Below are 11416 nucleotides of genomic sequence, written 5' to 3'. Positions count from 1 at the left end.
ATGATGGGTGGTGATCACAGCATGATGGGTGGTGATCACAGCATGATGGGTGGTGATCACAGCATGATGGGTGGTGGCATGATGATGGCTGGCCGCCCTCCCATCCGTTTTATGATCAATGGCGAAACCTTCCAACCTGGACGGGTGATGTTTGAAGGCCGAGTCGGGCAGGTGGAGGAGTGGGAGGTATTTAACAAATCCCATATGGATCATCCCTTCCACGTACACGGCACCCAGTTTCAGGTAGTGGCAGTACAGGACGCAACTGGCAACTGGCAACCCCCGGCTTACCGCAGCTGGCAGGATACCATCAACATGAAGCCAAACCAGCGCCAAAAAATCCGGCTGGTGTTTGAACAGCCGGGAGAGTGGATGTTTCACTGCCACATCATTGAACACGAAGAGCTGGGCATGATGGCCAGTATTCTGGTGAAGTGAGGAGGTCGATATGATGATGAATTCAATGCAGGAAGGTGGTGCCATGATGGGCTGGTTGATGCCGCTGGTGGGCTTCAGTCTGTTACTGCTGGTTGTGCTGAGTATTGCCGCACTGATCAAGTACCTGTTTGGAAAAAAAATGAACTAAGGAGGTGCTGCATGTCCATTAAAAAAACTTGGCTTCAAGTAGGCCTCTCAGCGGTATTGCTGGGATTTTCTGGCACCCTGCTGGCGCAGACCATGACGGTTTATAAGTCGGAAAGCTGTGGTTGCTGCAATGACTGGATTGATCACATCCGGGAGGCTGGCATTCAGGTAGAGGCGGTGGATTTGATTCACCTGAATCGCAAAAAGCAGGAGCTGGGCATGCCACCCCAACTGGCATCCTGCCATACCGCGGTGATTGAGGGTTATCTGATCGAGGGGCATGTACCTGCTGCGGATATCAAACGGCTGCTCAGTGAGCGCCCTAAGATCACCGGGCTGGCCGTGCCGGGTATGCCGCATGGCTCACCCGGTATGGAAACCGGGCGGGTTGATGCTTATCAGGTGCTGAGTTTTGACGTAAAAACGCAGCAGCAGAGCGTCTGGTCGGAATACAATACCCAGTGAGCATCAGGCCGTTGCCAGAGGTTGTAGCGGCAGGGTGAAATAAAAGCAGCTGCCCACACCGGGTTGGCTGCTGACACCAATTTCACCCTGCATCTGTTCAACGATGTGTTTGCAGATGGACAGCCCCAGTCCGGCACCCCCATAACGGCGGGAAATGCTGCTGTCGGCTTGGGTGAACATCTCAAATAATTGTTGCTGGGCTTCGGGTTTTATTCCAGGGCCAGTATCGTGTACCTCAAACCTCAATCCCTGGGGCTGCTGGGTGACCAGCAGCTCCACTCGACCTTGCTCGGTGAACTTTAATGCATTACCCAGCAGGTTTAGCAGAACCTGTCTGAGGCGACCTGCATCCATCTGATAGGTGTTATTAGCTTGTGGGTCTAGTGTCCAGCTGACAACCACTGGCTTTTCTCCAAGGCTGGCTGCAAAAAAATCCATGATCTCCTGCAGGAGTTGTCCAAGCTGCACCTCGCTAGGGTGAAGCAGCAGTTTGCCAGCTTCCAGACGGGAAATATCCAGCAGATCATTCAGTAACTTCAGCAGTGCATCCGCACTGTTATAAATGGCATCGGTGTATTTGTGTTGTTCACGGGTCAGTGGTGTTTCCCGCAACAAGTCGGTAACACCCAGTACGCCATTCATGGGTGTACGAATTTCGTGGCTCATGGTGGCAAGAAAATTTGATTTGGCAAGACTGGCCTGCTCGGCCAGTTGTGCGGTTTTTTTCAGCTCTTTTGCCATAAATTGCGCCTGCTGTTGTGCCTTGCGCGCCTCCAGCATTTTTCGGATCAACAACAGAATAATCAGGCTCATGGTCAGGGTCAGCAGTAGTACCAGGCCGCCTAGATACTGGTATAACTGCTGCAACTGCTGGCGATGTTCGGTGGTCAGGCGGGTACTGGTTCCCTTCATATGGGTCACCAGTGGGTCGGTCAGTTGTTGCAGTTGCTGGGAGAGTGTCAGCAGCTGCATCATTCCCTCCGGGGTTTGAGCTTGCTGCTGGATAAAGTAGTCATCCATGGTTTCGATTAGCTGAATGGCTTGCTGGGTACGCTCCGAGGAGTAATTTTCTGCACCAAAAACCCGTGCAAACTGCCCTTGTTGCAGCAGGTTGAGCCGACTGTAAAGTATCTCAAAACGCAGTTCGACTTCCTGCCAGTGAACTTTATCCGGATTGATACGGTGCTGGTTAAGCAGGCTGTTGAACCGGAGGTTTTCACGATCCAGTTGGTAGGCTGCCCATAGCGCATCATCACGTTCTGCTGTTTTGAACTTTTGCTCCCGGTTCTGCAGTGTGAATAACAGGGTTAAAGCAGCAATCAGGAATAGCCCGGCAATTAAGGGTAATAACCAGAGGCGCAGCTGTTTGTGGATCGTAGACCTATCTGGAGAACTGGACACGGAAACCTTCAGTAGAATTCGATCGCTTTGACTTGCCAGACGGATCGATTGTAATGCATTGCAGTCTGGAGCTCTGGATGGGCATCAAATGGATAGACGGTGAATAACGGGCCGCGATCACGGATGCGCAGATAACGTTCATTCTTTTGCAAGGCAAAAATCACGTCATAATTCATGAAATCACTGACCGGAACTTCTGCACTGAAGTCGTTCAAGGCGGTGATTTTCATCATGCTGGCTTGTTCTGCACCAACAGCCTGAATCAGTGCTCGTCCCAGCGGGCCGGTGTAACTGTCGATGTCTTCACTCCAAGGAGTGCGAGTGCGAGTGGTTTTCTGCTGCAGGGATTCCAGCATAACCAGGTCAAAAACAGCGGTGTCATCTTGGTTGGTGAAGCGGATTTTACCGCTGACGCTAAGCAGTACAGCCCCTTCAGGTTTTGGTAGCTCTGTGGCAATAGCAGGGGCAGACAGCAGCAGGGTCAGTAAAAGGGTGGCGAGTAATCTATACATGTCTGATCTCAGGAGTTGGGACAAGCAAACAAGTATGCAGTTTTTTGTTGTAGGAGGCACCCAGAAAGCGACAAGCTCGGGTTAATAATGGAATGCATCGGCTTCCAGGATACCAAGATTCATGAAGCGGGTCTTGAGTACTTCTAGATCGGCGTTGGGCAGGGTTTTCGCTGCGGCTGCGAAATTGTCGGATTGAAGGCTTTGAATATTGTACAATGAGCATCAATCACTTGATTTTAAGGATCTTTTATCTTGAGTGCTGCACCTTTATCACAAGCTTACTTGTTCCGCTTTGGTGGTGTTGCCCGTTTGTATGGCCGGTCCGGGCTGGAAAAACTGGCTGCTGCCCGTGTGGCGGTGATTGGTATTGGTGGTGTTGGCAGTTGGGTAGCCGAGGCTCTGGTTAGAACCGGTGTAGGTGGTATCGCCCTGTATGATCTGGATGATGTTTGCACCAGCAATATCAATCGGCAGCTTCATGCACTGGATTCAACTGTGGGTCGATCCAAGGTGGAGGTAATGGCGGAGCGCCTGTTGCAGATTAACCCGGAAGCCGATATCCAAGCACGCAGCTGTTTTATCACAGAAAAAAATCTGGCCGAAGAGCTGGGACAGGGTTTTGATGTGGTGATTGATGCAACAGATACGGTGCCGGTGAAAGCAGCCATCATCCACTGGTGTCGCCGTAACAAGGTACGGCTGGTGGTAGTGGGTGGTGCGGGTGGGCAGGTGGATCCACGCTTAGTGACCACCGCAGATCTGGCACGCACCACACAGGATCCGCTGCTGGCCAAGGTGCGAAATCTGCTGCGCCGGGATTATGGGTTTACCCGCAATCCCAAACGCCGTTTTGAGGTGGAGTGTGTTTATTCTACCGAACAACTGGTTTATCCGCAGGCGGATGGCAGTGTGGCCTGTCAGAAACCAGAACCCGGTGAGGCATTAAAGCTGGACTGTGCCAGTGGTTTTGGTTCGGCCAGCTTTGTGACAGGTACTTTTGCTTTTGTCGCGGCACAGCGAGCCGTGGATCGCTTGATCAAAAAATAACATGGATCAGTTCCCGCTGCGTTTTAAGCAAGGCTCATTCTCGGACTGGATGAACCTGATGGGTGCTTCCGTTGTTGTGGGTATTGTTGCCTCTGCCATTAGCGACCCTGCAGTCAGGGACGACCGTCTTCTTCCAGCACACCTTCTTTTACCGGAATTGCCAGATCCTCACGAGTAATCTTGAGGTTCAGCAGCAGGGTGCCCGCCACATAAATGGAGGAGTAGGTGCCGATCAGTACACCCACAATTAATGCCAGTGCAAAGTTGTGGATCATGGCACCACCAAAAATCAGCAGGGCGAACAGCACCAGCAGCGTAGTTAAAGAGGTGATGGTGGTACGGATCAGAGTCTGGTTGATCGACAGGTTGATCAGTTCTTTAGGTGAACCCTCCCGTACGGTACGGAAGTTTTCACGGATACGGTCAAACACCACAATAGTGTCATTCAGTGAATAACCAATCACCGCCAGCAAAGCTGCCAGTACAGTCAGGTCAAAGTCGATACGGAACAGCGAGAAAAAGCCCAGCAGCAGGATCACGTCGTGTGCCAGAGCCAACACCGAACCCAGTGCAAACTTATACTGGAAACGAAAGGCTACATAAATCATCACACAGATCAGTGCCACCAGCATACCCAGCCCGCCCTGATCGCGCAGCTCTTCACCCACCTGGGCACCGACAAACTCGGCACGTTTTAGCTCAACCCCGGCGTCACCACCGGCCAGCAGGCTGCGTACCTGATCACCCACATCAGGAGAAAAACCCTGATTCAGACGTACCAGCACATCTCTGGAGCTGCCGAAGTTCTGCACTATAAACTGCTCATAACCACCTGCTTCCAGTTGGTTGCGAACGGCTTCCAGTTCCGGCACCTGATCATAATGTAATTCCACCAGAGTACCCCCGGTGAAATCCAGACCCAGACGTAAACCCTGGGTTGCCAGAGAAACCACGGACACCAGCAGCAACACGACAGAAAGACCAAAGGCCAGGCGGCGCAGGCGCATGAAATCAATATTGATATTCAGCATTTTGTGAGTTAATGCTTTAGACATGTTCTGCTCCTGACCTATAACGAAAGACGTTCAATGCGACGACCACCATACACCCAGTTAACCTGCATCCGAGTCACCATGATGGCGGTGAACATGGAGGTCAACAGACCCAGCGACAGGGTAACCGCAAAACCCTTCACCGGCCCGGTGCCAATGGAGAACAAAATAACCGCAACAAGGAGAGTGGTGATGTTGGCATCCAGAATGGTCGAGAAGGCTTTTTCATAACCGGCATGAATGGCATTCTGAGGAGACATACCTCGATGATACATTTCCTCTTTGATCCTGGCGTTAATCAACACGTTAGCATCCACCGCCATACCCAAGGTTAATACAATACCGGCAATACCCGGCAGGGTTAGGGTGGCACCCAACGCAGAGAGCAGCGCCACCAGCAGAATCAAGTTGGTGGTGAGTGCCACACAGGCAAAAACACCAAAGGTGCGATACCAAAGCAGCATAAACAACACTACCAATGCCAGACCGATCTGGATCGACATGATGCCCTGTTCAATATTTTTTGCGCCCAGGCTTGGGCCGATGGTGCGTTCTTCAACAAAATAAATCGGTGCGGCCAGTGCACCGGCACGCAGCAGCAGCGCCAGTTCAGAGGCTTCCTGCACACTGCCTACACCCGTAATACGAAAGCTGGAACCCAGCTCACTCTGGATGGTGGCAAGAGAAATAATACCCTGTTCGGTATAAGGCTCACGGACTTCCACCCGCTCACCGTCCTGACGCTCAATGCGAGTGCGGGTTTTGTATTCAATAAATACCACGGCCATGCTGCGACCCACATTGTGGCGGGTAGCCTGACTCATTAAACGACCACCCTGACCATTCAGGCGAATATCCACCTGCGCACGGTTGTTTTCATCAAACCCCAGGCTGGCATTGGCGACATTACTGCCGGTGGTGATGATATCCCGCTCCAGCAGGGCGTTACGGCCCGGCTGATCACGGAAGGTAAAATCTTCGGTATCCAGAGGATCAGCGTTACGGCGAGCCTCCAGACGGAATTCCAGATTGGCGGTGGCACCCAGTACCCGCTTGGCTGCAGCGGTATCCTGTACACCAGGCAGCTCCACCACTATGCGGTTACGACCGGAGCGCTGTACCAGCGGCTCGGCCACACCCAGTTCGTTGACGCGATTACGCAGGGTGATCAGGTTCTGATCCACGGCGTAGTCTTCCAGATCACGGATGGCCTGCTCAGACATGCTGAGTATCAGCTGTCCGGCATCAGCATCTTCAGTAAAAACATAGTCACTCAGATTACGCTGCAGCAGTCGGCGGGCATCCGGCAATTGATCTGCGGAAGCCAGTCGAATCTGCAGTTGTCCATCTTCAACACTGACCTGACGAAAGCGAACCCGCTCGGTACGCAGGGTTGCGCGTACTTCGCTGGCCGTTACTTCCAGCTGCTGTTTCAGCGCGGCGTCCATGTCCACTTCCATCAAAAAGTGCACACCACCACGCAAATCCAGCCCCAGGTTTACACTGCGTGCACCCAGGTTGGTTAACCACTCAGGAGTAGTAGCAGCCTGATTTAATGCCACCACAAAACCATCACCCAGGGTCTGCTGGATTGCCTCTCTGGCGGCCAGCTGCTGCTCAACATCTGCCAGGCGAAACAACACCGTGTTGTTCTCCAGACTGGATTGCAGCACCCTAATACCGGCGCTCTGTAATGCCTGTTCAGCACGGTTCAGTTCGCGTTCGGTAATGACGATGGAGCTGCGCGAGCCGGAGATTTGTACCGCTGGATCTTCCGGGTAAATATTAGGCAGGGCATAAATTGCCCCGATGCCGATGACCAGCAAAATCAGCAGGTTTTTCCAGAGTGGATAACGGTTCAGCATGGCAGCCTTGTCAGGTCAGTAGTTAAAAACGGAATTACTCGGCGTCCACTGCTTTGAGTGTGCCTTTTGGCAGTACGGCGGTTACGGCGGCTTTCTGCACCTTGATGGAAACGTCCTGGGCAATTTCCAGCACCAGAAACTCATCAGTGACTTTGGTCACACGACCCAGCATACCGCCAGCCAGAGTGACTTCATCACCCTTTGCCAGATCAGACAGCAGGTTTTTGTGTTCTTTGGCGCGCTTCTGCTGTGGGCGAATCAGCATGAAGTAAAAAATGGCGACAAAACCCACCAGCATCAGAATGCTGGAGATGGGGCTGGCACCGCCACCGCTGGCGTGGGCAGCAGAGATAAAAAAGTCCATTGAGGGCTCCTAGGTTGTTGAGGTTAATTTAAAGCTTAAAAGTTTACGTTTGTATGATCAGTGTTTTCTGTTACGCCATGACTGGCGTTGGCAGTCCCCGCCGCGCATAGAATTCGTCCACAAAACACGTCAATTTACCTGCTTCTATCGCCTGACGCAAACCGGCCATCAGCCTTTGGTAGTGGCGCAGGTTGTGGATGGTGCCCAGCATGGCACCCAGCATTTCACCGCTGCGATCCAGGTGATGCAGGTAACTGCGCGAGAAATTCTGGCAGGCATGACAATCACAGCCTTCTTCTATCGGGCCGGTGTCTTTTTTGTATTTGGCATTGCGGATTTTCACCACACCTTCATCGGTAAAAAAGTGACCATTACGGGCATTGCGGGTGGGCATCACGCAATCAAACATATCCACACCCCGACGCACTGCTTCCACCAGATCCTCGGGTTTACCCACACCCATCAGGTAACGGGGTTTATCGGCTGGCATCAGCGCTGGCAGGTAATCCAGGGTTTTGATCATTTCTTCCTTGGGTTCACCCACCGACAGGCCACCAATGGCCATACCGTCAAAGTCGATTTCCAGCAGGCCATCCAGTGAACGCTTGCGTAAATCCGGGTACATACCGCCCTGAATAATGCCAAACAAGGCAGAAGGGCTATCACCGTGGGCAATACGTGAACGCTTCGCCCAGCGTAAAGACAATTCCATGGATTTTTCCGCTTCAGAAAAGGTGGCTGGGTAGGGGGTGCATTCATCAAAAATCATCACGATGTCTGAACCCAGCTCACGTTGTACCTGCATGGATTCTTCTGGCCCCATAAACACCTTGGAGCCATCATGCGGTGAACGAAAATGCACACCTTCTTCGGTGATCTTGCGCAGTTCACCCAGAGAAAACACCTGAAAACCGCCGGAATCGGTCAGAATCGGTTTTTGCCACTGCATAAAGTTGTGTAAATCACCATGCGCCTGCACCACCTCTGTACCGGGTTTTAACATCAGGTGAAAAGTGTTGCCCAGCACAATTTCTGCACCCAGGTCTTCCACATCACGCGGCAGAATCCCTTTTACTGTGCCGTAGGTGCCCACCGGCATAAATGCAGGGGTTTCGATGGTGCCGCGCGGAAAAGTGATGCGACCACGGCGGGCTTTGCCATCACTCTTGAGCAGATCAAACTGCATAAAACATTCAGAACGCATGATTCAGATTAACCCTGATGATTGGCTGTGCGGGACAGCAACATGGCATCGCCATAACTGAAAAAACGATAACGCTCGGCCACCGCAGCACGGTAAGCCTTCATGATTGGCTGATAACCGGCAAAACTGCTCACCAGCATCAGCAGCGTGGATTCCGGCAGGTGAAAATTGGTGATCAGCAGATCCACACACTGCCACTGATAACCGGGATAAATAAAAATATCCGTATCCCCACTGTATGCCTGCATTTCACCACTGCGGCAGGCGGTTTCCAGGCAGCGCACACTGGTGGTGCCCACGGCAATAATTCGACCACCACGGGCGCGAGTGGCTTGTACTTGCTCGGCCACTTCTGGTGTCACTTCCAGCCATTCCTTGTGCATCACGTGTTCTTCCAGCTTATCCACCTTAACTGGCTGAAAAGTACCGGCACCCACATGCAGAGTAACAAAGGCGGTTTCGATACCTTTGGTGCGAATTTGTTCCAGCAGCGCATCATCAAAATGCAGACCCGCAGTAGGAGCCGCCACCGCACCGGGGCGCTGGGCATAAACAGTCTGGTAACGCTCGCGGTCTTCCAGCTGATCTTCTCTATCTATATAAGGAGGCAAAGGCAAATGACCGTGCTGCTCCAGCAGTTGCAGCAGGGGTGTATCACCCAGAAAAGTCAGACAAAACAGCGCACCTTCGCGCCCGGTGCATTCCGCCTGAATACCGCCTTCCAGCAGCAGTTTGGCACCAGCCTTGGGAGACTTGCTGGAGCGGATATGTGCCAGAGCACGATGAGCATCCAGCGGGCGCTCAATCAACACCTCAATCTTGCCGCCGGTTTCCTTCTGACCAAACAGCCGCGCCGGAATCACACGGGTATTGTTAAACACCATCAGATCACCGGGACGCAGGTAATCCAGCAAATCAGGAAACTGACGATGCTGAACCTCATCACCCTCCACCACCAGCAGGCGAGAGCCACGGCGCTCGGCGGCAGGAAAACGGGCAATTAGTTCATCGGCTAAATCAAAATGGAAATCGCTGCGCTGCATGGGTGCTAGGAATCTGCGTAGTGGAGTTGACAAGGAATCGCATTCTAAACCAGAAACGCGCTGGGGTCATGTGTACAGCGTTACACCCTTGCCTATGCGATGGATCAATAGACTTTTTCTAGAAGAATGGGTAATTTGAAACGAAAGTCAGGCTGTAGGGTCTGGCAAGCTTTTAATCGTACCTGAAAGCAAAATAATGAGAAATTGAAGGTGTCAGCGCAGTACTGCTTCTGTGACGCATTTAAGACGCTTTGCCGTTTATCTTGGTACATTTTGATCTACATAGGGAGGGGGTGTTGTGGAGTTAAGTATTCGCTGGCTCGTGCCAAAAGATCTGGTTAGTGCTGAAGATGAGGGGATGATATACGCAGCCACTGATTTTGATACTTTTCCCGCTGATCCTGGTGTGTATATTTTTGCCAGACGCTACGGAGATACCATCGAGCCACTATATGTCGGAAAAGCAAAAAACATAAAAAAACGCATCGCTCAACAGTTGAACAACGTGAAGTTGATGAAAAGTGTTGAGATCGCGAAAAATGGGCAGCGGGTTGTACTGATTGGTGTATTTGAAAAGAAGCCAAACCAAGATATTGACAAGGCACTTAAAATAATTGAATCCGCACTCATCGAGCATTGCCTGTCGTGGGGCTATGACATTTTGAATCATCAAGGAACCAAACGCCCAGTTCATAACTTACAGTTCTCCGGTAATCGTGATTCTACATGCCTTACTGGCACGGTTATAAAAGTTCCTAAGCGTGTGTAGGTCATTTGGTTGGCTTAAGTCGTTATCAATTCTGCTTGCAGATTGGGTTTGGTAGAGGCTGTGGTCTAAGGGAATTTTATGAAAAAGTTGTTCTAACGAGGAAATCAACCCGAAAAGCCCTTCCGCACTTCAGACTTTGCTGGCTATTTCAGCGTTCACAAGAGGCAAGTATGGATCAGACAGCGCAAGATTTTTGGGAAAAGTTTGAATGTTGGAAAAAGCAATATCAATCTGTGTTCCATAAACTCATTGAGGAAATTATGAGCTGTGGCTATTCGGATTTTGATGGAGGATTTTGTTTCAGGAAGTGGCATGAATTAAATCAAGATCTCGTATTGGATTTGAATGTCTCGGAATCAGAGCTATCAAATCGAATAATTGATAAAATACAATTCATTAAAGGCTATCTTGTTGATATTTATTTTGACGGTCCAGATTTTGCGGATAAGTATTATAATTTCCTAGAGTTTCAATGTCCTAGTAAATGCGATAACGCTATCGGCATTTGGCTAGAGCAGGATCTTGAAGGCGAAGTGGAGGCTGGTAGTTATTTTGGATTTCAAGGATTTGATATGAATATATTTTGCAGAAGTGTCGACGATATTGACCTTGCCTCAATGAGAAATATTCTTCCATTTGATCGAATGTACTTGCGCCAACCGAAAGGCAAGATATGGGACGAGCAGAGCATTCGTAGCGTTGTACAGCAGGTGAAAGAAGATATTGAGTTTGATTATGAGGTAATAGTTACGCCTAGCAATAAATCAGAAGAACTCTTATCAATTAATTTTATTTTTAATTAACCGGAGTAACAAAATGGCACATGATGTATCTTTTAGCGTACCTAGTCGACCACTAGGTAAATCAGATATAGAGTTTATCATAAAAAACGACGGAAATACGTTGGGCACATTAAAAATATCCAATGGATCAGTTGTATGGTTTCCAAGTGGAACAACTTATGGACATCGAATGCGGTGGTCTAAGTTTGACAAAATGATGAAAGAAAATGCTACTGATTCTGAAACACGCTAAGCTTTTCAGAAACCCAACACCTATGAGCCTTCTCTCTGTCAATAGGCCGCAGAGTTTTTTATTGGCCGCGTGAG

At 50.6% G+C, this 11416-nt stretch carries 14 protein-coding genes; 7 read left to right on the top strand and 7 right to left on the bottom strand.

Translation table 11 applies throughout. The annotated features are described in order from the left end of the window. The 3 genes from IBX50_RS12900 to IBX50_RS12890 all read left to right on the top strand — a co-directional run. A partial coding sequence (locus tag IBX50_RS12900) for a multicopper oxidase domain-containing protein (RefSeq protein ID WP_292256437.1) occupies positions 1–438 on the top strand: 438 nt, incomplete at its 5' end. Between the two features lie 10 nt (positions 439–448). Continuing rightward, a complete protein-coding gene (locus tag IBX50_RS12895; RefSeq protein WP_292256436.1) occupies positions 449–586 on the top strand; it encodes a hypothetical protein in 138 nt (45 codons plus the stop codon). A gap of 11 nt (positions 587–597) precedes the next feature. Continuing rightward, positions 598–1050 (top strand): DUF411 domain-containing protein, encoded by a 453-nt coding sequence (locus IBX50_RS12890; protein WP_292256433.1) that lies wholly within the window; start codon positions 598–600, stop codon positions 1048–1050. Positions 1051–1053: 3 nt separating this feature from the next. Here IBX50_RS12890 and IBX50_RS12885 read toward each other — a convergent pair whose 3' ends face one another. Both IBX50_RS12885 and IBX50_RS12880 read right to left on the bottom strand, forming a co-directional pair. Continuing rightward, a complete protein-coding gene (locus IBX50_RS12885; RefSeq protein ID WP_292256431.1) occupies positions 1054–2451 on the bottom strand; it encodes an ATP-binding protein in 1398 nt (465 codons plus the stop codon). An 8-nt stretch (positions 2452–2459) separates the two neighbouring features. Further along, positions 2460–2963 (bottom strand): oxidoreductase, encoded by a 504-nt coding sequence (locus tag IBX50_RS12880; RefSeq protein ID WP_292256429.1) that lies wholly within the window; start codon positions 2961–2963, stop codon positions 2460–2462. 252 nt (positions 2964–3215) lie between these two features. Between IBX50_RS12880 and tcdA the strand changes: the two genes are divergently transcribed. Continuing rightward, positions 3216–4010, top strand: a complete 795-nt coding sequence (gene tcdA / locus IBX50_RS12875; RefSeq protein ID WP_292256427.1) for a tRNA cyclic N6-threonylcarbamoyladenosine(37) synthase TcdA — start codon at positions 3216–3218, stop codon at positions 4008–4010. A 113-nt stretch (positions 4011–4123) separates the two neighbouring features. On the opposite strand, the gene secF is transcribed toward tcdA, so the two are convergent. From secF to queA, 5 genes are all read right to left on the bottom strand, one after another. Beyond that, positions 4124–5065 carry a protein translocase subunit SecF gene (secF, locus tag IBX50_RS12870; protein WP_292256425.1) on the bottom strand — a complete coding sequence of 314 codons (942 nt, stop codon included), beginning with the start codon at positions 5063–5065 and terminating at the stop codon, positions 4124–4126. A gap of 14 nt (positions 5066–5079) precedes the next feature. Then, positions 5080–6927: a protein translocase subunit SecD gene (gene secD, locus IBX50_RS12865; RefSeq protein WP_292256424.1), complete on the bottom strand. Its 1848-nt coding sequence runs from the start codon at positions 6925–6927 to the stop codon at positions 5080–5082. 34 nt (positions 6928–6961) lie between these two features. Continuing rightward, a complete protein-coding gene (yajC, locus tag IBX50_RS12860) occupies positions 6962–7291 on the bottom strand; it encodes a preprotein translocase subunit YajC (RefSeq protein ID WP_292256422.1) in 330 nt (109 codons plus the stop codon). Positions 7292–7361: 70 nt separating this feature from the next. After that, positions 7362–8477 (bottom strand): tRNA guanosine(34) transglycosylase Tgt, encoded by a 1116-nt coding sequence (tgt, locus tag IBX50_RS12855; protein WP_292256439.1) that lies wholly within the window; start codon positions 8475–8477, stop codon positions 7362–7364. Between the two features lie 26 nt (positions 8478–8503). Next, positions 8504–9538, bottom strand: coding sequence for a tRNA preQ1(34) S-adenosylmethionine ribosyltransferase-isomerase QueA (gene queA, locus IBX50_RS12850; RefSeq protein WP_292256420.1), 1035 nt, complete (start codon positions 9536–9538; stop codon positions 8504–8506). A 298-nt stretch (positions 9539–9836) separates the two neighbouring features. Between queA and IBX50_RS12845 the strand changes: the two genes are divergently transcribed. The 3 genes from IBX50_RS12845 (at position 9837) to IBX50_RS12835 (ending at position 11342) form a co-directional block, all read left to right on the top strand. Then, the gene (locus IBX50_RS12845) at positions 9837–10307 is read left to right on the top strand and encodes a GIY-YIG nuclease family protein (protein ID WP_292256419.1); all 471 of its coding nucleotides are present in this window, start codon (positions 9837–9839) and stop codon (positions 10305–10307) included. A 170-nt stretch (positions 10308–10477) separates the two neighbouring features. Further along, the gene (locus IBX50_RS12840; RefSeq protein ID WP_292256418.1) at positions 10478–11110 is read left to right on the top strand and encodes a hypothetical protein; all 633 of its coding nucleotides are present in this window, start codon (positions 10478–10480) and stop codon (positions 11108–11110) included. Between the two features lie 13 nt (positions 11111–11123). Further along, on the top strand, positions 11124–11342 hold the full coding sequence (locus IBX50_RS12835; RefSeq protein WP_292256417.1) for a hypothetical protein: 219 nt from the start codon (positions 11124–11126) through the stop codon (positions 11340–11342). Positions 11343–11416: the final 74 nt, after the last annotated feature.

The sequence above is a fragment of the Marinospirillum sp. genome, from assembly GCF_014859565.1.
This window is presented reverse-complemented; position numbering and strand designations above follow the sequence as displayed.

Coding starts and splice junctions, on each gene's coding strand:
- queA (WP_292256420.1), bottom strand. CDS start 9,538: ATGCAGCGCAGCGATTTCCATTTTGATTTAGCCGATGAACTAATTGCC.
- yajC (WP_292256422.1), bottom strand. CDS start 7,291: ATGGACTTTTTTATCTCTGCTGCCCACGCCAGCGGTGGCGGTGCCAGC.
- secF (WP_292256425.1), bottom strand. CDS start 5,065: ATGTCTAAAGCATTAACTCACAAAATGCTGAATATCAATATTGATTTC.
- secD (WP_292256424.1), bottom strand. CDS start 6,927: ATGCTGAACCGTTATCCACTCTGGAAAAACCTGCTGATTTTGCTGGTC.
- IBX50_RS12840 (WP_292256418.1), top strand. CDS start 10,478: ATGGATCAGACAGCGCAAGATTTTTGGGAAAAGTTTGAATGTTGGAAA.
- tgt (WP_292256439.1), bottom strand. CDS start 8,477: ATGCAGTTTGATCTGCTCAAGAGTGATGGCAAAGCCCGCCGTGGTCGC.
- IBX50_RS12890 (WP_292256433.1), top strand. CDS start 598: ATGTCCATTAAAAAAACTTGGCTTCAAGTAGGCCTCTCAGCGGTATTG.
- IBX50_RS12835 (WP_292256417.1), top strand. CDS start 11,124: ATGGCACATGATGTATCTTTTAGCGTACCTAGTCGACCACTAGGTAAA.
- IBX50_RS12895 (WP_292256436.1), top strand. CDS start 449: ATGATGATGAATTCAATGCAGGAAGGTGGTGCCATGATGGGCTGGTTG.
- IBX50_RS12880 (WP_292256429.1), bottom strand. CDS start 2,963: ATGTATAGATTACTCGCCACCCTTTTACTGACCCTGCTGCTGTCTGCC.